Source organism: Listeria fleischmannii subsp. fleischmannii LU2006-1, assembly GCF_000344175.1.
Classification (GTDB): Bacteria; Bacillota; Bacilli; order Lactobacillales; family Listeriaceae; genus Listeria; species Listeria fleischmannii.
Genome location: NZ_ALWW01000001.1, coordinates 39,715 through 58,396, shown reverse-complemented (window position 1 = coordinate 58,396; position 18,682 = coordinate 39,715). Strand labels below are relative to the sequence as shown.

Annotated in this window: 23 protein-coding genes and 1 pseudogene; 16 read left to right on the top strand and 8 right to left on the bottom strand. The window is 38.1% G+C overall.

All coding sequences use genetic code 11. The annotated features are described in order from the left end of the window. Positions 1 to 5: 5 nt before the first annotated feature. The 5 genes from LFLEISCH_RS00320 (at position 6) to LFLEISCH_RS00300 (ending at position 3,224) form a co-directional block, all read left to right on the top strand. Complete coding sequence (locus tag LFLEISCH_RS00320; protein ID WP_007471810.1) at positions 6 to 389, top strand: DUF1149 family protein; 384 nt, start codon at positions 6 to 8, stop codon at positions 387 to 389. Positions 390 to 470: 81 nt separating this feature from the next. Beyond that, the gene (locus tag LFLEISCH_RS00315) at positions 471 to 698 is read left to right on the top strand and encodes a hypothetical protein (protein ID WP_007471808.1); all 228 of its coding nucleotides are present in this window, start codon (positions 471 to 473) and stop codon (positions 696 to 698) included. Between the two features lie 62 nt (positions 699 to 760). Beyond that, positions 761 to 1,570, top strand: coding sequence for a ZIP family metal transporter (locus LFLEISCH_RS00310; protein ID WP_007471806.1), 810 nt, complete (start codon positions 761 to 763; stop codon positions 1,568 to 1,570). A 193-nt stretch (positions 1,571 to 1,763) separates the two neighbouring features. Further along, positions 1,764 to 2,036 carry a hypothetical protein gene (locus tag LFLEISCH_RS00305; RefSeq protein WP_149022028.1) on the top strand — a complete coding sequence of 91 codons (273 nt, stop codon included), beginning with the start codon at positions 1,764 to 1,766 and terminating at the stop codon, positions 2,034 to 2,036. Positions 2,037 to 2,144: 108 nt separating this feature from the next. Further along, the gene (locus tag LFLEISCH_RS00300; RefSeq protein WP_007471802.1) at positions 2,145 to 3,224 is read left to right on the top strand and encodes a polysaccharide deacetylase family protein; all 1,080 of its coding nucleotides are present in this window, start codon (positions 2,145 to 2,147) and stop codon (positions 3,222 to 3,224) included. A gap of 221 nt (positions 3,225 to 3,445) precedes the next feature. On the opposite strand, the gene LFLEISCH_RS00295 is transcribed toward LFLEISCH_RS00300, so the two are convergent. Then, a complete protein-coding gene (locus LFLEISCH_RS00295; RefSeq protein ID WP_007471800.1) occupies positions 3,446 to 4,702 on the bottom strand; it encodes a condensation domain-containing protein in 1,257 nt (418 codons plus the stop codon). A 128-nt stretch (positions 4,703 to 4,830) separates the two neighbouring features. On the opposite strand from LFLEISCH_RS00295, the gene LFLEISCH_RS00290 reads away from it, so the two are divergent. The 4 genes from LFLEISCH_RS00290 to LFLEISCH_RS00275 all read left to right on the top strand — a co-directional run bounded on the left by LFLEISCH_RS00290 (position 4,831) and on the right by LFLEISCH_RS00275 (position 7,069). Beyond that, the gene (locus tag LFLEISCH_RS00290; protein WP_007471798.1) at positions 4,831 to 5,193 is read left to right on the top strand and encodes a PadR family transcriptional regulator; all 363 of its coding nucleotides are present in this window, start codon (positions 4,831 to 4,833) and stop codon (positions 5,191 to 5,193) included. Next, the gene (locus LFLEISCH_RS00285; protein WP_007471796.1) at positions 5,190 to 5,594 is read left to right on the top strand and encodes a permease prefix domain 1-containing protein; all 405 of its coding nucleotides are present in this window, start codon (positions 5,190 to 5,192) and stop codon (positions 5,592 to 5,594) included. The genes LFLEISCH_RS00290 and LFLEISCH_RS00285 overlap by 4 nt, the downstream gene beginning before the upstream one ends. 5 nt (positions 5,595 to 5,599) lie before the next feature. Next, complete coding sequence (locus tag LFLEISCH_RS00280) at positions 5,600 to 6,388, top strand: hypothetical protein (RefSeq protein ID WP_007471794.1); 789 nt, start codon at positions 5,600 to 5,602, stop codon at positions 6,386 to 6,388. 141 nt (positions 6,389 to 6,529) lie between these two features. Further along, positions 6,530 to 7,069 carry a VanZ family protein gene (locus LFLEISCH_RS00275; protein WP_007471792.1) on the top strand — a complete coding sequence of 180 codons (540 nt, stop codon included), beginning with the start codon at positions 6,530 to 6,532 and terminating at the stop codon, positions 7,067 to 7,069. A gap of 11 nt (positions 7,070 to 7,080) precedes the next feature. Here LFLEISCH_RS00275 and pbp4 read toward each other — a convergent pair whose 3' ends face one another. Beyond that, positions 7,081 to 9,090 (bottom strand): penicillin-binding protein PBP4(5), encoded by a 2,010-nt coding sequence (pbp4, locus tag LFLEISCH_RS00270; RefSeq protein WP_007471789.1) that lies wholly within the window; start codon positions 9,088 to 9,090, stop codon positions 7,081 to 7,083. Between the two features lie 139 nt (positions 9,091 to 9,229). Here pbp4 and LFLEISCH_RS00265 point away from each other — a divergent pair, with 139 nt between their 5' ends. From LFLEISCH_RS00265 to LFLEISCH_RS00255, 3 genes are all read left to right on the top strand, one after another. Further along, positions 9,230 to 9,574 carry a hypothetical protein gene (locus tag LFLEISCH_RS00265; RefSeq protein ID WP_007471787.1) on the top strand — a complete coding sequence of 115 codons (345 nt, stop codon included), beginning with the start codon at positions 9,230 to 9,232 and terminating at the stop codon, positions 9,572 to 9,574. Between the two features lie 150 nt (positions 9,575 to 9,724). Further along, a complete protein-coding gene (locus tag LFLEISCH_RS00260; RefSeq protein WP_007471785.1) occupies positions 9,725 to 10,651 on the top strand; it encodes an LCP family protein in 927 nt (308 codons plus the stop codon). A gap of 10 nt (positions 10,652 to 10,661) precedes the next feature. Beyond that, the gene (locus tag LFLEISCH_RS00255) at positions 10,662 to 11,144 is read left to right on the top strand and encodes an SRPBCC family protein (RefSeq protein ID WP_007471783.1); all 483 of its coding nucleotides are present in this window, start codon (positions 10,662 to 10,664) and stop codon (positions 11,142 to 11,144) included. Between the two features lie 17 nt (positions 11,145 to 11,161). On the opposite strand, the gene LFLEISCH_RS00250 is transcribed toward LFLEISCH_RS00255, so the two are convergent. The 3 genes from LFLEISCH_RS00250 to LFLEISCH_RS00240 all read right to left on the bottom strand — a co-directional run bounded on the left by LFLEISCH_RS00250 (position 11,162) and on the right by LFLEISCH_RS00240 (position 12,628). Continuing rightward, complete coding sequence (locus tag LFLEISCH_RS00250; protein ID WP_007471781.1) at positions 11,162 to 11,641, bottom strand: hypothetical protein; 480 nt, start codon at positions 11,639 to 11,641, stop codon at positions 11,162 to 11,164. 66 nt (positions 11,642 to 11,707) lie between these two features. Further along, positions 11,708 to 12,088 (bottom strand): anti-sigma factor family protein, encoded by a 381-nt coding sequence (locus LFLEISCH_RS00245; protein WP_007471779.1) that lies wholly within the window; start codon positions 12,086 to 12,088, stop codon positions 11,708 to 11,710. Positions 12,089 to 12,094: 6 nt separating this feature from the next. After that, positions 12,095 to 12,628 (bottom strand): RNA polymerase sigma factor, encoded by a 534-nt coding sequence (locus LFLEISCH_RS00240; RefSeq protein ID WP_007471777.1) that lies wholly within the window; start codon positions 12,626 to 12,628, stop codon positions 12,095 to 12,097. A 121-nt stretch (positions 12,629 to 12,749) separates the two neighbouring features. Here LFLEISCH_RS00240 and LFLEISCH_RS00235 point away from each other — a divergent pair. From LFLEISCH_RS00235 to mscL, 4 genes and pseudogenes are all read left to right on the top strand, one after another. Next, positions 12,750 to 13,455, top strand: a pseudogene (locus LFLEISCH_RS00235) (DUF2238 domain-containing protein). A gap of 165 nt (positions 13,456 to 13,620) precedes the next feature. Next, positions 13,621 to 14,514: an MDR family NADP-dependent oxidoreductase gene (locus tag LFLEISCH_RS00230; protein ID WP_007471775.1), complete on the top strand. Its 894-nt coding sequence runs from the start codon at positions 13,621 to 13,623 to the stop codon at positions 14,512 to 14,514. Between the two features lie 145 nt (positions 14,515 to 14,659). Further along, a complete protein-coding gene (locus tag LFLEISCH_RS00225) occupies positions 14,660 to 15,268 on the top strand; it encodes a cyclase family protein (RefSeq protein ID WP_007471771.1) in 609 nt (202 codons plus the stop codon). Positions 15,269 to 15,385: 117 nt separating this feature from the next. Continuing rightward, positions 15,386 to 15,769, top strand: a complete 384-nt coding sequence (gene mscL / locus LFLEISCH_RS00220) for a large conductance mechanosensitive channel protein MscL (protein ID WP_007471770.1) — start codon at positions 15,386 to 15,388, stop codon at positions 15,767 to 15,769. A 42-nt stretch (positions 15,770 to 15,811) separates the two neighbouring features. Here mscL and LFLEISCH_RS14460 read toward each other — a convergent pair whose 3' ends face one another. Genes LFLEISCH_RS14460 through LFLEISCH_RS14450 form a run of 3 tightly spaced genes read right to left on the bottom strand, consistent with a single transcriptional unit; the run spans position 15,812 to position 18,577 of the window. Further along, the gene (locus LFLEISCH_RS14460; RefSeq protein WP_051057267.1) at positions 15,812 to 16,666 is read right to left on the bottom strand and encodes a DUF4129 domain-containing transglutaminase family protein; all 855 of its coding nucleotides are present in this window, start codon (positions 16,664 to 16,666) and stop codon (positions 15,812 to 15,814) included. Further along, positions 16,626 to 17,942: a transglutaminaseTgpA domain-containing protein gene (locus LFLEISCH_RS15670; RefSeq protein ID WP_051057266.1), complete on the bottom strand. Its 1,317-nt coding sequence runs from the start codon at positions 17,940 to 17,942 to the stop codon at positions 16,626 to 16,628. The genes LFLEISCH_RS14460 and LFLEISCH_RS15670 overlap by 41 nt, the downstream gene beginning before the upstream one ends. Then, positions 17,942 to 18,577 carry a DUF58 domain-containing protein gene (locus LFLEISCH_RS14450; protein WP_007471768.1) on the bottom strand — a complete coding sequence of 212 codons (636 nt, stop codon included), beginning with the start codon at positions 18,575 to 18,577 and terminating at the stop codon, positions 17,942 to 17,944. The genes LFLEISCH_RS15670 and LFLEISCH_RS14450 overlap by 1 nt, the downstream gene beginning before the upstream one ends. Between the last annotated feature and the right edge of the window lie 105 nt (positions 18,578 to 18,682).

Below are 18,682 nucleotides of genomic sequence, written 5' to 3'. Positions count from 1 at the left end.
TAAAAATGGAAATAAAAACGAATCCAATTGTAGTTGAAAAATATAATTTTGAAGCAAATCTAGGTGGAAAAATAAATGGTGAAAATAAAATTACTGTGCAATTAAATGAAGTAGAACCGGCTGGAGATGATAAATCCATTTTAGACGAGGGAAAAATGTTTAAAGTAGATGTACCTTTCGAGCTTAGTTTAGAACGTTTTAATATTAATGGACATATTAGTCGAATCGTGCAACTAGTGGATTATTTTGGGGAAGCGGATGAACTAGATAAGAGTTTTATTGCTGAACTTTCAAGCCCGCTTATTGACTATATTAAACGCCTTACGTATGAAGTAACGGAAATTGCGTTTGATGAGCCAGGATTTGATCTTAATTTTGAAGCTAACTAAATCAAGCCTTCTTAGAATATGGGCTTGAATGTTAGGCATAATTTCGCTATGATTAAGGAAACACAAGAACGGAGGAATAGTATGACACAGAATGAAGAGCCGAAGTTGTTTGACAAAGAAAAAGTCAAAGAAATTTCTGAAAAAGTTGGTGCAACGGCGACAGATGCTGCTGAAAAAGCTGGTGAAGTTCTTGGAGATGCTGCTAAAATTGCCGTTTATGGTTCGCTTGAAGCAGCAAAAGTAATTGGGAAAACGAGTGGCTCCTTTTTAAAAGGTGTTAAACGCGGATTCCAAAAAAATAATGAGTAAGATTTAGAGGTTTGGAAAACACTTTCCAGACCTCATCTATTTAAATATAGGGAGTTTTTTTTGTGATAGCTTATCTTTCAACTTTAAATCCAGTTTTACTTGCCCTTCTGGCAGGGTTATTTACGTGGGGATGCACAGCGTTAGGTGCGGCGCTAGTTTTCTTTTTTAAGAATCTTAATCAAAAAATGACTAATGTGATGCTTGGTTTTGCTGCGGGTGTCATGCTTGCTGCTAGTTTTTGGTCGCTATTAAGTCCAGCTATTGAGCAAAGTGCGGATATGGGACGTTTTTCTTTTGTTCCGGCATTAGTTGGGTTTGTGTTAGGCGGTATTTTTTTACGACTTGTGGATCGTCTCATTCCCCACTTACATCTCGGCTTTCCTGAAAAAGAGAAAGAGGGGCCTAAAACGAAATTACGGAAAAGTATTCTTCTTGTCTTATCCATCACGATTCATAATATTCCTGAGGGGGCAGCGGTTGGTGTTGCCTTTGGGGCGATTTTGGTAGGGGATACAGAGTCCTTTGTAACGGCTGCTGTTTTGGCGCTTGGTATTGGGATTCAAAATTTCCCTGAGGGAGCAGCTGTTTCAATCCCGCTTCGGAGTGAGGGGCTTAGTCGGGCGAAAAGTTTTTGGTATGGCCAGTTATCCGCTGTAGTAGAACCAATTTTCGCGGTTATTGGAGCGCTTTTAGTTGTTTTTGTGACACCTGTATTACCTTATGCTTTAGCTTTTGCAGCAGGTGCTATGATTTTTGTCGTGATAGAAGAACTTATTCCGGAATCCCAAGTAGAAGGCTCTACCGATTTAGCTACTGCGGCTACAATGGCGGGATTTGCAGTGATGATGGTACTTGATGTGGCGCTTGGATAAAATAGGTGTTAATTGATACATTTTGTCTAAAATATGATATACTTATTAATAGTGAACTTGTTCACAAAATAATTGGATAGTTTTTCAGGAATTTTCATTTCTGAGCTAACTATAAAAACACGAAAAAGCTCCCACTTTTCGTGTTTTTTTAATAGGATAATCGAATCAAAAATATAAAAATACAAGAAAATTAATGAAAAAAAATAAAATACAATGTATAATAGGTTGTGAAAAGTATAGAAATACTTTTTTAGAAGAAGAGGTGAGCAATGTGAAACATAGAAAAACACTGATTTCTATGTTCGCGGCGCTAGTTGTTGCAGGGGGATTTTTCGGTTTTTGGTTTTTCCATAAGTACGAATTAGCAAAAGCGCGTAGCGAAGTGCAAAAAAATATTGAATTAGAAATGAATCAACGAATAGGGAAAGACCATTTTAAAAGAAATGGAGAAAAAAGACCTCAATGAACAAACAACCGCCTATATTCCAGTTCTAAGCAATAAAGAAGATAATGATTACTTAAAAAAAAGAGATAGAGAAAGTTTCTAAAGAGGAGTTAAAAAAGAAAGATTCACTTGTTTTTTTTTACATTCGATAAACAACCATTACCAAATGGGGTGTCTAATTATCAATTAAAAAAAGAAGATTTTGGTAGAAATGGACGTTCCTATTCTGCTAGAAAAGTAGATCAAGTCGGTCGTCAGTTTGCTGTAGATGAAGAGAGTGGGAAATTATTAAAACTTCGAGATATCTTGAAAAACGAACCAGACTCGCTACGGCAATTAAAAAATACCATGCAAAATCATATTATGGCCTCTCAGAAAATACCGCTTGATAAGATTGGAATACTTGGTGGGGCCGTTTATCCAAGTGATTTAGATGATACAAATTTTCAAATAGATGAGGAAAATTTAATTCTCCCCGTTCGAATACCAGGCTACAGGCAAATAAATCAAGTGATTTTGCCGCTAAGTTCATTAGCCAACCAGCTTAACACACGCTTTCTACCAGCAGATGTTGTTCCTACTGTTCATAAGCCGATTAAAGGAAAAAAAATCGCATTAACTTTTGACGATGGTCCAAGTTATACCACCACGCCTGAAATTCTAGCCACATTAAAAAAATACAATGCCAAAGCGACCTTTTTTGTGCTTGGAAAAGAAGTTTTAGCCAACCCCGGTATTGTAAAAAAAGAAAAAGAAGCAGGGCATCAAATTGCCAATCACTCATTTGACCATAAGATGCTTACGAAAATTTCCAAACAAGAAGTTGCCGAGCAGATTTTAAAAACACAAATGGCTGTGTACCATGAAATTAATGAATTTCCTGAAATGGTCAGACCGCCATACGGGGCCATTAATAAAGAGGTCTCGAACCAAATGGCGATTCCGGTTGCACAGTGGAGTGTGGATACGGAAGACTGGAAATATCGAAATGAAAAGCATATCACAGGTGAAGTTGTAAAAGATGCTTATGATGGGGCAATCATTTTAATGCATGATATCCATCCAAAAACAGCGAAAAGTTTGGACGGAACACTTAAAAAATTAAAAGCAGAGGGTTACCAATTTGTGACTGTAAATGAACTACTCAATTCAGCTCCCACTATAGGAAATCAATATTTTGATGAGGATGATAAAAGACTGATCAACTGAAAACCCCTAATTCTAGGGGTTTTCAGTTTGTAGAAAAACTTAAAGTTTACGTAAAACAAAACGCTTTTCACCAAAATCAGACTGCTGACAAATGGTGAGATTCTAGCAGTGCCGAGTACTGGAGCGGAGCGTACTCGAGTACGTGAGCACCGGAACGGAGGGGGTAACAACGAAGATTGCCGTTTGTCAGCAGTCTGAAAACCCTTAATTTTTTGGGTTTTTCAATGCGGCAAATGCCCTTTCATCGTCTCTAAAAGAGCTAATTGAAAATAATAATCCTCCTTTGTTCCGTGTAAATTGGTGGAAAGGGTTAATTCGTCTTTAAATGTCGTGGCGGCAATTTGACAATACGGAGCATATTTTAAAGACCCAGAAATATATACGTCGCGTACTATATTTTGACTAAAATGAAGAAGAGTCTCATCAATAATTCCCATGTTCGTTAAACTAGTTTGTGGGATATCATAGCGTATTTTCACCTGTTTTTTGTATGTCTTATAGGAAAGAAACTTATAAATAAGATCTAAAACATAGAATTTGTGTAGTGGTTGCAGACTATTTTTTTGTTCTTTAAAAAGCATTTTTTTGCGAAGTAAGGTCGTTTCAAAATGATTAAAATCATCTTCATTAAACGAAAATGTTAGATTGGCGGTTAAATTGGTAAGGCCATTTGATTGCTTGTTATATTTTCTAATATCGATAGGGCAATCTATATCAAGTTCAGTAGCAGCTAATTTTTCATTTATGGCTAGGCTAAGCGCGGTAAGGAGACAGTCATTTACTGTCACCCCGTGGCTTTTGGCGTAGGCTTTTATATACGAAAATTGGGCTTTAGAAACCTTAGTACGCAAAATATAAGGATGGTGCGTATCGCCTTTTAAAGGGCTGGATGGGTTTTTAGTAGGGGGGATCGCGGTTTTATCGTTTAAAATTTGCCATTTCTCCTTGAGGCTGAAATTTTCAAAAATTTGATTTAAACCTCTTCTAGGTAGTTCCTCTTTTATCGTAAAATCAGGATTTCTGAGGAGCTTGGAGTAGCAATCTGCAAGTAAATATAGCAATTCCTTGAAGCCGCCGCCATCCACTAACATATGATTTAAAATAATGACCAGCTCCTCTTTATTTCGGGAGCGGATAACAGTAAGCCTGATTTGAGGACCGGTTTCTATTTGCAGTTTTTTTACAAGTGCTTGCTGTACTTCTTTTTCAGGTTCTTTGGTTTGGATAAAAGAAATAAAATCTTGCGTGGCAAAATGATTTTCATGCCATGCTGCGCTACTATGATTTTGTTTAAAGTAAGAAAAAAGATGCGGTAGTTTTTTTCCAAGTAAGCGGGTTGCTTGTTCTAAAATTGTTAAATCAAGTGGTTCCTCAAATTCTAAATAGGCGTGTAAGTGATGATCATTTTTATGGTTTTCAAAAGAAATGAGGTGTTTTATATCAGAACTTTCAGCTTTAAATGTACGTAAAGCGCTCATTTGACGCCACCTCCTGCTGTAAAAATTCCCATAATAACGAGAAAATAAACTTTTTTTATAATTACTTTGACACGTAGAGTAATTCATGTTAAGCTAAGGATGTTAAATTAACTCTATGTGATAGAGTAATGCGTGGTAGAGTAATTTTGGAGGTGTTCAAAATACGAAGCGACATTTTGCGTGGCCACGTGGATTCGATTATTTTACGGATTTTAATGGATGGGGATTCTTATGGTTATGAAATTTCAAAGGAAATTAGTGACAGAACGAGAGAAAAATTTCAAATTAAAGAAGCCACTTTATATGCCGTTTTTCAAAGATTAGAGAAAAAGGGCTTCATTAAAAGTTATTACGGTGATCGAAGTCATGGTGGGAAAAGAAAGTATTATACGATTACAGCGCGTGGAAAAATGTATTTAGACGAAATGACGGAAGAATGGCAAGAAATAAAAGAAATCATGGCAATATTTTTGGAGGAGAGTGCAAATTGAGAAGAATTTATGAGTTTGTAGACAAAATTTTTGAAGATGTTCCAAATAGTGATCGAGCTTTACAAGTAAAAGAAGAAATTTTGCTTGATATGGAAGAAAAAGTATATGACTTGATGGAAGAAGGAAAATCTCAAGAAGATGCCATTAACAAAGTTCTTGTTGATTTCGGTGATATTGATGAAATTAAAGCTGAGCTTAAAATTGGTGGTAGTAAAAAATTGGCTTATGCAAAATTAAATTTAGATTTTGCGATTTGGGGAAGTATCCTCTTTATCATTTTATTTATCTTTATAAATTTTTACTACACACCAAACACCATTTGGTTTGTGTACCCCACATTTGGTATTTTATGGTGGCCTCTATCCATGTTTTATTACTGGCACCGTAAAAGGAGGAGTTGAAATAAATGGATAAAAGTACAAGAGGCTTCTTATTTATAAGTTGCTGCTTTATCATCGGTTTTCTGATTTTACTAAATTTTCTAGTTTTTCCAGGAGAATATTGGTCTGTTTATACAGCCGTTTTACTACTTTCACCAGCCTATTTCTTTTTATTTAATGGAAGTAAGCATTTAAAAAGTTATACGCTCTTAACGAGTATCTTGATTCTTGTCGTTTTAGGACTGACCAATTACCTTGAAACGCCAGACTATGCGTGGGTTTTATATGCAATTCCCGCTGTTCTCGCTTGGCCGATTATTATTTTTGGAGGAAAATATAGTGCCAAATTTGGCTACTCCTTCCTTATGAGTACACTACTCGTTTTATGTTACATCGGCTTAAACATCTATTTCGAGCCGCGGTTCCCGTTCAGTATCTTTACAACCTTCGCCATTTACTGGTGGCCGCTATCCGTCTTGCTTGCTAGATTTCCTCGTGCCTTTTCGGTTGTCGGGACGCTATGGCTAACTTTATTTTTTATCATGACAAACTTGGTGACAACAGAAGACACATGGTGGATTTATCCAGTATTTGCTGTTTTATTTTGGCCACTATCCATGTTTTTTGCAAGACATATTTTTACCTATTCCATTTTAAGCACTTTGCTTATTAGTCTTTTCCTTATCACCGTTAATTTAATTACAACCCCACAAACTGTTTGGGCGATTTACCCGATTTTTGCGGTGCTTTGGTGGCCGTTGTCTGTTTATTTTTTCGTCTATCGGCGCAAAAATATGAAACAAAAATTTTCTTAAAGAAAACCGTAGCCTTTCCTCGTTTTATAGGGCTACGGTTTTTTATGGCAAAATTAGTGAATAATAATCCAAAAAAGAAGTCTTTTTTTCATTTTTTTCTAATCTTTGAGTGATATAATCAAATAGGAATTATCATGGAAAGTGAGAAAATTATGCTTAAAAATAAAAAAATTTTGGATAGCACTGAGCTTTTTATGTGCGCTTATTATTATGTTTACCTTATTTAAATCGTCATCTGAAACGTATGATCAACAAACGCTTGTCCCGTGGCTGGATAAGATTCTAGCGGGAAGGCCGTTTGAGAGTGCCTTATCACATATTTCGTTTAACTATGCTGGTTCAGAAATTAGCATTGCCGCTAAAGGATATAGCTCATTTATTGAGTTTTTCATACGGAAAGGGGCCCATTTCTTCACTTATTTTATTATGGGTGGTTCTTTATTCGTAGGAGTGCTAGGCGTTACGAAAAAATATAAGTGGGCGTTTTCCGCAGGACTATTTTTCCCCCTAATTTTTGCAGCAACAGATGAATATCATCAATATTTGACAGGTGGGAGAACACCACTTGTACAGGACGTTATTCTTGATTTTGTAGGTGCGACAGTGGGCGTTACAGTCGTTTTTCTCGTAATAAAACAGTTGAAAAAAAGACGGGACTCAAAAAAAATCACGGTCAGCTGACCGTGATTTTTTTAGTACATTGAATCAATGACAGGTTTTAGTTTTTCGATAACTAAACTACTACCACCACGACCCTTAACATTTTCAATCATACCTAACATTAAATAGTTTGGATTATCCGCATCAAAGGCGTATAAAAAGCCATTTTCAAGACCATCTTCGCCTTGCTTTTGTTTTAATTCAGCTGTTCCGGTTTTGGCTGCGATTCGGTGATTTGAGGCAAGCTTATGCGCAGTTCCAGCTGGGTCAGATACAGTTTTAACAAGAGCATCTTTGACGAGATTAGCGGATTCTGTTTTAATGGCTTGTTTAGCTGCAAGTTGCTTCTCGCCGGCCGCTAATTTTGGATAGACCATTTTACCGCCATTTGCAATCGCCGTATAGGCTACCGCTTGTTGAACAGGGCTCATAAGGAGTTCACCTTGCCCGTAAGATGTATCAGCCAATAAAATATCCGTGTTTAAACCGTTGTTTGAAATTTGGGCGGGTTCCATTGAAAAAGGAAGATTAAATTCTTGGTTAAAATCAAACTTTTTAAGTCCAGCGGTTAAACGATCTTTGCCGATTTCAAGACCTTCTTGCGTGAAATAAATATTATCAGAATAAACAAGGGCGTCTGTCATATTCACAGTAGGTTTATCATGGACACGTGTGACAAAATAGTTGCCCCACGAAGAATCTTTTTGCCACTTAAGGCCATCAATATGGCGTATTTTATCTGGTTTTGTTACACCTAAATCTAAACCGATACCAGCAGTTATTGTTTTAAAAGTAGAACCAGGCGCGTAACGGGTCGCATAGCGGGCTAAAAATGGAGTTCGTTTATCTTCGCTATATTTTTTGTAATCGCTCGCCGAAATTCCTGCCGCCATTTGATTCGCATCGTAGGAAGGGGTACTCACAAGCGCTAATAAATCGCCGTTTTGAGGGTTGATCATGGTGACAGCGCCTGCTTCACTTCCTAGACTATCAAATGCTTTTTTCTGGACGGCTGCATCAATTGTGAGTTGGACGGTTTCGCCGTCTTTTTTGGCTACTTTTTGCAAACTGCTTTCTTCTTTGGTGCGGTCATTAATAATTTTAATTTCCCCGCCGTTTTTACCACGGAGTTTTTTATCGAAATAGCGTTCGAGTCCTGTTTTTCCAATGATATCGCCTACATTTAACTTAGGATTTTTTTCGATATCTTCCGCGCTCACTTCACCCACATAGCCGATTAAATGAGCTGTGGCCTGGTTGAGAGGATAGGTTCGAAGTTCTTTTTGTGCATAAGTGAGTCCAGGCGATTCTTTTAAATCACCAGTTAAAATGGTTTTAATGGGAACAAAACTGTCAGCTTGTACCCATTTTTGTTCCAAAGCGTGGTTTATGTCTTCGGCTGGCACGTCTAATTTTTGGCTTATGACCATGATGTTTTTTGTTTTTTCATCACCTTCGCCTAGTTTTTCTGGTATGATACCTGCTTCATTAAAGTTGCCGATTGTGGCTAATTTCTTCTGATTACGGTCCACAATGTCACCGCGTTTTGCTTCATCTGTCAGGAGGCGAACTTTGTCGTCTTTAACCATTCCTGGGAAAATTAGAGCAGGGAGCCAGTCAACTTTCCACGCGTCATCTTCTTTTGAGATAGTAGACTTATAATTTTGAGTTTTAAGTTTACCGAGACTGGTTTGCATATTTAAATCGTAGGTTAACTGATAGCTATGGCTATTTTCGCCTGGTGTAACATTTAAATTGGACACCTTAATATTTTTAACGCCAAGACCATTAAAAATGGTTTCGTATTTTTCTTCCATCTCCTTTTTAGTAAAGCCGAGATCTTTTAATGATTTTGATGTTACTTGGTCGCCTAATTGGGTATATTTTTGTGCGGCAAGCTGATTTGTGAACTCTTCTGCCGCGTCTTTTGCTTGTTTGTCAGCGGATTTATTGAGGACGAAAAAAGTGACTCCACCGGCAATAAGTACAATAATAAGTGCCGAAATGCCAATAATCCACCATTTCTTTTTGTTTTGCTTCATCTTTACGACCACCTTTTAAATTTATGTAATTTTATTTACATTATACGCGATAAAAATTCATTTTACAGTTTCTTCTTCTCTATGTCATACTTTTTTCTTATTTTACTGTTAATTTAGATTGTAGGAAAGGATGATTGATATGGAAGAACAAAATCAAACGATACTAGTATCAAAAACGCTGCAAAATAAATGGAAAATCGCAACGATTATCATTAGCGTTTGTTCAGTTATTGTCATTGCTGTTTTAAGTTATATGCTTGTTACAACGAATGCGGGTTCAGATACAACTAATATGAATGGAACGATGCAGCAAAATGGCCCAGGAAATTTTGGCGGGCAGGGAGGTTCCAGTAATCAAGGCGGAACGAGTCAAGAAGGTATGACACCGCCGGATGCTAATTCTGGTGCGAGTCAAAATGGAGATGACTCAAGCTCAGGAAATTCAGATAGTTCAACGGGGAATACGGATACGTCAACATTTTAATAATTTAAATATAGCAGAATTGTGCTTTAAAAAGCGTTGTTTTTCCAATCTTTAACAATTCTTATATGTTTTCATTCTCTTTTTTTTACATTTTATTGTAAGATAGAGTGTATCAAAGGATACTTGGAGTAAAAATTAGAGGTGAAACATATGGCAAGACATGCGAAACAAAGAAAGGTTAGGAAAGGACGAGTTTTTGGCACAATTTTGCTTTTACTCGTTTTAGTCGTGATTGGCCTTGGTATAGCAGGCTTTTTTCAATATAAATCAAGTTTAAAAGCAGCAGAAGCGGATAATCAATTGAAAGAATTTACGTTTAATGGAGAGGCGGCATCTGGAGACAGTGTCAATGTGCTCTTTATTGGTAGTGATTCACGCGGAGAGGATCAGGGGCGTTCGGATTCCCTCATGATTGCCCATTATGATAAAAAGAAAAAAGAGCCCAAAATTGTTTCTTTAATGCGTGATACATACGTAGATATACCCGGGCATGGAAAAAATAAAATTAATGCAGCCTATTCTTTTGGGGGTCCTGAACTAGTACGTCAAACGGTGAAGGAAAACTTTGGAATTGATTGCAATTACTATGTTGTAACGAGTTTTGAAAGCTTTCCAAAAGTTATTGATACACTAGCGCCAGATGGAATCGAAATTGATGCTGAAAAAGATATGTCGCAAAATATTGACGCGAACATAAAAGCCGGCAAGCAAAAAATGGATGGTCATACGCTACTTCAATATGCTCGCTTTAGAAAAGATGCAGAAGGGGACTTTGGCCGAGTAAGACGTCAGCAGCAGGTGCTTGAAGCAGTGAAAGATCAAGCAATTACAGCCACAAGCGTGTTTAAACTGCCAAGCGTACTTGGAACGGTTCAAGGTTACACGACAACCGATTTACCCACTTCTCTTGTATTAAAAACGGGAATGGACTTCGCACTCGGCAGAACGTCTGATTTAGAGACACTCACAGTACCTGTGAAGGGCACATGGCAAAATGAGCGCATCTCGGGAGCCGGAGCAGTACTTCGAATTGATGTTGCGAAAAATGCGGCGGCCGTCCAAGACTTTATCAAATAGGAGGTAAACTATGAAACCTGAATTTGTAAAGCAAGGGGATAAAACGATTTTTCGTATGGAAGCAGGTATTAATAACGGGATAGCTTCATGTTTTAAGCTTGTGGCTACAACAGCAGGCTTACAAAAATGGTTTGGTGAACTGGAAATGGGTGAACTTTCGGCGACTGGTTATTTGTTATTTCATATGACGGAAACAGAGAAAATCAAAATGCCTATTTTAGAGTTCGAGGAAAATGCGGCGCTTGGTTTTGCTTGGGATAACGATGCGGTTTACTTTCAGTTTGTTCCTTTAAGTGAGAATGAAACGCAGCTTATTTTTACTGAAGAAATCACGCAAGTAACGGAGCATACACCGCGCGATTTAGCGGGCTGGACACTTTGTTTGGATGCCTTTAAAAAGGCGGCGGAAGGTGAGTCTTATACATTTGATAAGGCGAAATTTGAAGTTTTATATAGAGATTATCAAAAAAAATTAGTGGATGCGGCAAATTAAGCCGCTCCACTAATTTTTTATTCCCAATTGGACGTTTTTTTATCTTTTTGAATCAAAACAATGCCGATAATAATCATAACTACGACTGCGATGCCTTTTGTAAAATTAAAATAGAGAAAATCGCTAATAGATGCCGGGAGAAGATAAAGGAATTGATCAATAACGGTATTAAAAATGACGATGCCTGAAATAATTAGTAATCCAAAACCGAGAATGCGTTTATGGAGAAATAGGGTTCGCCATTCAATAAGGGGTTTATCTTCGTAAAAACCGGAATCTAAAATCCAGTGGTATTGCTTAATCGCATCAAAAAAACTGTAGAAGTAGATGACAGGTAAAAAGATGGCAAATACACCAGCATCAAGTTGTATCATCAAGAAAATGCTTCCGTAAAAAAGGAGCATAAATTGTAAACCACGATTCATATATTGTAAATATAAATGGCCGAGCCCTGGGCATAGGCTCCAAAAGTAAACCCATTTTTTTGGTCGTCTCATTTGTTTTTGCCTCCGTTTTCTTTTCTTTTTTCGTGAATATATTGATTCACATCGCCTTTTCCGTTTTTAATTGAACTTTTCCGCTTTACTGCTTGCTTTATCAGTATAGTTGACTACATTTAGCGTGATATTTCGGATATTGACTGCTACATTAAATTGTAAAAATAAAATCGCTGCAACGAGGGCACAAGCAAGTTGTAAATAAATTCGCGGTTTTCTACGATGCTGAATGCGTGGTTTCTGCGTTTCTTTTAAAACGATAGCAGCAAAGTGAGACGGGGGTGAAACAGAAGGGGTCTCCCATTCATCATGCAGACTTTTGAAGAAAGAAGCGCGTTCTGAGCAAACTTTACATTCAGCCAAGTGGGCTTCGATTTTTTTATTTGTCGCATCATCAAATTCGAAATTATGATAAGCCATTAAAATTTCATCTGTTAAACAGGTCATTCTATTTCACCTCTTCTCATTTTTTGCATCCCTTTTTTTCGCACGATATAATCTTGATTCAACGGTTTTAATGGAAATATCGAGTAGTTTGGCAATTTCTTGATACGTTTTTTCCTCAAAATAAAATAATTGAATGACGTGTTGATATTTCGGCGCTAAACTCGCAATATATTCATGAGCAAGTTGCCGTTCTTCTCGTTCTAAAATAAGTTTTTCCGGTGTAGCCGAAATAGCGGCATTTTGAATAGCCACATCATTTGCGACTTCATTCATTTTATTTTGCTTCCGTATGTAGTCCAGTGATTTATTTAAAGAAAGACGGTAGAGCCAAGTCGAAAATTTGGCCTGATTATCAAATTGATCAAGTGAGCGGAAGACTTGAAGGAAAATATCTTGAGCAATATCTTCAGCTTCTCGGTGTTTCTTGCAAATTTTATAGGCCACGGCATACACATTCGCTTCGTATCTCCGTAATAACGTTTCAAAGCATTCTGTTTCCCCGCGTTTGATTCGCCTAACTAGTTCTTCATCGCTTTCCACCACTTCACCACCTTTCTATAAATATTAGACGTATAGATTTCATAAAACCCTGCAAAAAATTTAAAATTATTTTTAAATTCTTATATAATGGGTAAAGACAACATAAAAGGGAGTTGAAATTATGAAAAAATGGAATTGGACTAAAATTTTGGCTATTTTTGTACTTATTACTTTAGTTGCTTCAATTGTGTATGCAACAATCAATTTATTTTTAACACCGGCAGATGCTTATCTTGGCGAGGGAGAAAAAACAAGAGGCGATTATTCGCTTATGATTATGCAATGCTTGTTAGGCGTTATAGTGCTCTTTCTACCTTCGATGTTAAGTAAAAAAATGAAGTTTGAAATACCAGATGCGATGTATATTGTTTTTATCGTTTTCCTTTATTGTGCGATTTATTTAGGAGAGGTTCAAAGCTTTTATTATCTTATTCCAAATTGGGACACAATTTTACACACATTTAGCGGTGCAATGCTAGGTGGACTTGGCTTCTCCATTGTCAATCTACTGAATAACAATGAAAATGTTACATTAAGCATGAGCCCGTTTTTTGTTTGCCTTGTTTGCGCTTAGTTTTGCGGTATTTCTCGGTGTAGTTTGGGAATTTTATGAATTTACCGCTGATTCTTTTGGTATGAACATGCAAAAAACAATGCTCGAAAATGGCACGCCACTTGAAGGACACGCGGCAGTTGCGGATACAATGGGCGATTTGTTTGTAGACTTTTTAGGCGCGTTGGTCATTGCTATTATCGGCTATATTTCAATCCGTAAGAAAAAAGGGTGGATGAACAAATTCGAATTTAAAAAAGTCGTAAATAAATAAACGTTTAAAGCAGACGGATAAAAATGATAAGCTTGTCGTTTTTTGTCGTCTGCTCTTTACTTTAACAGAAAACAGGTGCTCTTTTATCAGTTTCAGGATGGATTTTTGCGTTTAGAAATCCTGCTCTCGTGGTAGTGATGCAAATAACGAAGGAGGGTGACCAAAATGAAACAAATTATATTAAAAGAAAGGCCTGCTGGAAAAATAACGGAAGCATCGTTTGAAACAAAAGAAGTACGTTTAAACGGGCTACATGATTCTGAGCTTCATTTAAAATTAGTTTTTCTTTCCGTAGATCCTTACTTGCTGGGCCGAATGAACAATGAGTCGGCTGATATGCCGTCGTTTAAACACGGGGAGCCAATTAAAAGTACCGGCGTTTTACGTGTTATTCGTTCAGAAAGTCGTGATTTTGAAGAGGGAGATCTAGTTGTCGGCCAAGTGCCCTGGCAAGAAGAGGTCATCGTTTCTGAAAAGAAAGTGCGTAAAATTGATACAAGCTTTATTTCGGCTAAAGCGTATTTAGGCGTGATAGGCATGACGGGGCTTACAGCCTATTTCGGACTTTTAGATATAGGTAAGCCTAAAAAAGATGAGACAGTCGTGGTTAGCGCTGCAGCGGGCGCGGTTGGTTCTACGGTCGGTCAAATTGCACAAATCAAAGGCGCTCATGTGATTGGTATTACAGGCACGGATGATAAAGCGCGCTATTTAGTCAAAGAAATTGGTTTTAATGCGGCTGTGAATTATCATGATCCGAATTTTGCTGAAAATCTAAAGCGGGCGTGCCCGAACGGTGTTGATGTTTATTTTGAAAGCGTTGGCGGTGAAATTAGTGAAGCGGTCTGGCCACTTTTAAATAAATTTGCGCGTATTCCTGTTTGTGGAACTATTTCCAATTATAATTCACCGGCAGAAGAGGATGTTGGGACGCGAGTACAGCGCTATTTAATTCAAGCGAATGCGTTAATGCAGGGCTTTTCGGTAACGAATTATAAGGAGGACTACAAAGAAGCCACACAGAACAGCTCATTAAATGGCTTCGAGAAGGGAAGTTGACGCATAAAGAGACGGTTTTAAAAGGATTTGATCAAATTGTTCCCGCCTTTATTTCTCTTTTTGAAGGTAAAAATATTGGCAAAATCATTGTTGAAATGACAGACTAGAATCCAGCGTTTATATGCTTTTAAGGAGGACTATTTTGATGTATGTTGATTTATCGCACGCAATTGGGAATAGCTCACCTGTTTATCCGCAAGACACTCCGATAAACCTTTCGCAAACTCATTTTTTTGAAAAAGAGGGGTATGTGCTTTACGATTTAAAAACGAATTTACATGTTGGGACGCATGTGGACATGCCAATGCATTTAGTGCGTGATGCCCGTTTTGCGTCTCATTTTCCAGTGGATTTTTTTACCGGCTATGCCCGGATGTTTGATGTACGCGGTCTTAAAGAGATTGATTGGCGCGCTGAATTTGATGGCATAGAAGAAGGGGATATGGTGCTATTTTACACGGGTTTTGATGCGCATTACGGCTCTCAAGAATACTACAATAGCCATCCTGTTTTGACTGAAAATCTGGCCGCGCGTCTTTGCGAGAAAAAAGTGAAGCTCGTTGGGATGGACACGCCGTCACCTGATTACGCGCCATTTCGGGTGCATGAGACGCTATTAGGGGCTGATATTTTTATATTGGAAAATTTGACGAATTTAGAAGCTCTGGCTCATGCTAAAAAGATCCGACTCCATGCGGTTCCGCTCAAAATTGAGGCTGAAGCAAGTCCAGTTCGCGCGTACGCTGAAATTTAATTTTTTAAAAAAATAGAACGAAAATAATAATAGAACAAAAATAAAAATTGAATAAGTATGAATGGAATTTATTTATAAGGTAAGGGGAGTGGACTAGCGTAAGTAAAAAATTTTCATGTGCAAGAATTTAAAGATTTTGCCTTAAAAGGAAACGTCCTTGATTTAGCTATTGGGGTTGTTATCGGGGCTGCTTTTGGAAAAATCGTATCTTCGCTTGTTGATAACATTATTATGCCGCTTGTTGGAATGATTTTAGGCGGAGTTAGTTTTAGTGACTTACATGTTGTCGTAGGATCTGCGGACTTAAAATACGGCTTGTTTATTCAATCTGTTGTAGATTTTGTCATCATCGCTCTTTCATTATTTGTCTTTATTAAAGTTCTCATTGGTCTAACGAAACGTCGTAAGGAAGAAGAAGAGGCGGCGCCAGAGGAAGTGAATAAGTCGGAAGAATATTTGAAAGAAATTCGAGATTTATTACAAGATAAAAAAGTAGATTAACTTACATAAAAAAGGTCATTCCGAGATGGAATGACCTTTTTGTTATTTAGAGCGAAGTACGCGAATGATGCGCTCAAAGTCTTCTTTTGGAAGAGGAGTGGATTCCTCGCCGTAAAGCCAGTTTTCATAAGCTAACGTTAGACTTGTAAAGCCGTCAATTTGAATACGAGAAGCGAAGGAAGATAACGTTTCGCTTGGTTCGCGGAGATAATGATAGGCTTTAAGTAAGCGTAGTAACTTGCGATAGCTTGTCGGGAAATCCCATTTATCATTTTGAATGCCTCGCTTAAACCAGAATAGCCGAATGGATTTACGGAATAAAAACATCAAAACAGCGATTATGAAACTTGCGCCAAGGGCTATCCATAAAATCAGAAGTGGATGTGTCGCTTCTTTTTTCACAGAATCCGTTTCACTTTTTGTCGGTTTTTTCGTATCAGAACCTTGTTCAGCATTTCTTCGTTGTTCGGCTGTTTCTCTTTGTGTAGGTGCCTCATTTTCTTCTGAAGTACTAGGTGCGTCACTTGTCACTTGGCGTTCTGTGCTTGAATCAATAAATTCTTCAGGATTTTGGAATGTAGCGGTTGGCTCAAACGGTACCCAACCCGTCCCAGGAAAATAGACTTCAGGCCAAGAATGTGCATTACTATTTTTTACAGAAAAGAGTGTTTTACCGTTTTCGCTACGCACTTTATCGCCAGAAGTGAATCCTTTGGCAAAACGAGCAGGAATACCGAGTGAACGAAGCATTACAATCATAGAACTGGAAAAATTATCGCAATAGCCGACTTTTGTTTCAAATAAAAATTGATCAACATAATCAGCATTTTGCGGCGTTGCTTTTGCATCTTCTGTGCTATACCGAAAGGCCCCCCGTAAAGCTAAGGAAGTTTTCAATCGCTTTGGCTTGATCATAAGGTGTATCAGCATCTTTCGTCACTTTCGCTGCTAAATCACGGACTCGTTTCGGTAACTCATCTGGAAGATTTGTATAGGCTTTTAAAAAGGTTTCAGAAAGGGAGTTGAAATTCGCTTCCTTCATTCGTTTCACATCATAAACAGGTTCAAACGCCGAGAGCGAATAGTCACGAATCGCCGCATTAGGCGTCACTTTTTCTGTTTCGTCAGAGAGTGAGAACGTGGCCCCTTCTTTTGTAAACATCTCAGTGCCATATGGGTAGACGAGATAATTATTCGCGCTGTCAAATTGGATATCGAGCACTTGTTTTGTAGTATCAAAATCATCGGTTAGTGTGAGTGGAAATGATTCGCCGCTCTTAAATTTCTCAAGACTCGTTCGATTTGGTGTAGCCCAGCCACGTCCCGTATATGTGCGTTTTGTTTCAACGCGGTAATAATGTTCTTTTTCAGACCAAACTTGGAAGACTTGAGAATGGTCTGGTTTTAAGGCGCCACCAAGTTCTGAGTCGTCTTCGCTGTATCCAACCGTCCTTGTCGTATTCATGCCAAGCGTTTCGCGGATATAAGGTACAGGATCATCAAAAACAGGTTTTTGTTGTGGGAAAAGAAGTGCGCTACTAAGAAAAATGCTAATCAGTAAAATAATGCTGAGATGGTACAAAATAGGGCGTTTTTTCTCAGTAAGTCCACTTAAGCGGTTAGGCGTTTCAAGTCTTTTGGATAAGGCAAAATGAAGCAGTAAGAAGCCAATTATAACGGTACGCACTAAGGCCATTTGACCGGCGTATTCGGTAAATGTATTGACAACCGCAATGTAAGCAACGGTTAACGCAAGCACACTCATAATTCGCTGTTTTTTCAAAATCGTAAAGCTTGTAATGTAATTAAGCAACCAGATGGCGACAAAGAAAATCAGCGTGATAAACGCTATGCTGATGTCGTAAGCGTTGAACGATAGCAGGTCGCGCAATCCTTCCCCAGTGATTTGAATAAAATCGCTTAAAAATTTCGGGTCAAGTGGCTGTCCTTGATGAAAATAAATCCCCATTAATAGATAAATGGAAACAAGGTGAATGGGAATTGTTACATAAAATCGCCATCCTAGAAAGAAAACAGCAAGTGAAAGGGCGAGGTAAATCACCATAAATAACGGGTTTTTCAAATCTGTTAAAAAGATGAACGGGTAAATCCATTCAGAGATAAGCAGAACAGATAAAACATAGAGGATGAGCGTAATCACTTTCGAACGCATCACGCATCACCTCCCGCTTCAAGCCATTCTTTGCGTAAATAAAGGGCATGTTCTGTAGGGTTTTGTTGGTCTAAAATGGAGACAAGTGAAACCCGCCAATTGGACTTATTCAGAAGCCCTATAAGCGCATCAGAAATGACCGGCGTAAAAATAAAGGTATCCTTCTGCCATTTTAAAACAGACTGCAATTCCTGGATTAAAACCGCTTCATCGCACGATTTTAATTCCGCAAAAGCATGAGAAATTTCAGTAATGCGTTTCTTGTCACGACTAAAGTCAAAAGTTTGCCCGTTCTCACCTAAAATTGTAATCCTAACTTCTGCGTGGTCCTCAAGCATTTTTCGGGAAAACGAGTAGGCGGCGCGTAACGCATGTTCAAAATAGTCGTGTGTTACGCCAAAAAAAATCATTTGCATTTTACGGGCGCTGCTATTTTCAAATTCACGGGTCATCATCGTATTTGTTTTCGCGGTGCTTTTCCAATCAATCCATGTCATCCGGTCGCCAGGCATAAATTCGCGTAAGCTATGGAGAGCATCGTTTTTATGTAGCGTCCAGTGATTCGCACTCGCGTCCCGGTCCGGATTCGCTTCCCCAAGTCGCAGTAAAATATCAGGGAAATAAGAGGGATACACGATGAGCTGTTCAGGCTCGCCAAGTCTTCGGCTCCTTTCAATTAAGCCAAAAGCATCACTTGTCTCAGCCGTGATTTTTGAAAAGGAATGCTTACCGCGTTTGAC

What these genes read in the sequence shown, in the direction of transcription:
- LFLEISCH_RS00230 (WP_007471775.1), top strand. Translation starts at nt 13,621, where the DNA reads ATGAAACAAATTATATTAAAAGAAAGGCCTGCTGGAAAAATAACGGAA.
- LFLEISCH_RS00320 (WP_007471810.1), top strand. Translation starts at nt 6, where the DNA reads ATGGAAATAAAAACGAATCCAATTGTAGTTGAAAAATATAATTTTGAA.
- LFLEISCH_RS00305 (WP_149022028.1), top strand. Translation starts at nt 1,764, where the DNA reads ATGAAAAAAAATAAAATACAATGTATAATAGGTTGTGAAAAGTATAGA.
- LFLEISCH_RS00225 (WP_007471771.1), top strand. Translation starts at nt 14,660, where the DNA reads ATGTATGTTGATTTATCGCACGCAATTGGGAATAGCTCACCTGTTTAT.
- LFLEISCH_RS00265 (WP_007471787.1), top strand. Translation starts at nt 9,230, where the DNA reads ATGGAAGAACAAAATCAAACGATACTAGTATCAAAAACGCTGCAAAAT.
- LFLEISCH_RS00315 (WP_007471808.1), top strand. Translation starts at nt 471, where the DNA reads ATGACACAGAATGAAGAGCCGAAGTTGTTTGACAAAGAAAAAGTCAAA.
- LFLEISCH_RS15670 (WP_051057266.1), bottom strand. Translation starts at nt 17,942, where the DNA reads ATGCGTTCGAAAGTGATTACGCTCATCCTCTATGTTTTATCTGTTCTG.
- LFLEISCH_RS00245 (WP_007471779.1), bottom strand. Translation starts at nt 12,088, where the DNA reads ATGACCTGTTTAACAGATGAAATTTTAATGGCTTATCATAATTTCGAA.
- LFLEISCH_RS00250 (WP_007471781.1), bottom strand. Translation starts at nt 11,641, where the DNA reads ATGAGACGACCAAAAAAATGGGTTTACTTTTGGAGCCTATGCCCAGGG.
- LFLEISCH_RS00260 (WP_007471785.1), top strand. Translation starts at nt 9,725, where the DNA reads ATGGCAAGACATGCGAAACAAAGAAAGGTTAGGAAAGGACGAGTTTTT.
- LFLEISCH_RS00290 (WP_007471798.1), top strand. Translation starts at nt 4,831, where the DNA reads ATGCGTGGTAGAGTAATTTTGGAGGTGTTCAAAATACGAAGCGACATT.
- LFLEISCH_RS00280 (WP_007471794.1), top strand. Translation starts at nt 5,600, where the DNA reads ATGGATAAAAGTACAAGAGGCTTCTTATTTATAAGTTGCTGCTTTATC.
- LFLEISCH_RS00295 (WP_007471800.1), bottom strand. Translation starts at nt 4,702, where the DNA reads ATGAGCGCTTTACGTACATTTAAAGCTGAAAGTTCTGATATAAAACAC.
- pbp4 (WP_007471789.1), bottom strand. Translation starts at nt 9,090, where the DNA reads ATGAAGCAAAACAAAAAGAAATGGTGGATTATTGGCATTTCGGCACTT.
- LFLEISCH_RS00255 (WP_007471783.1), top strand. Translation starts at nt 10,662, where the DNA reads ATGAAACCTGAATTTGTAAAGCAAGGGGATAAAACGATTTTTCGTATG.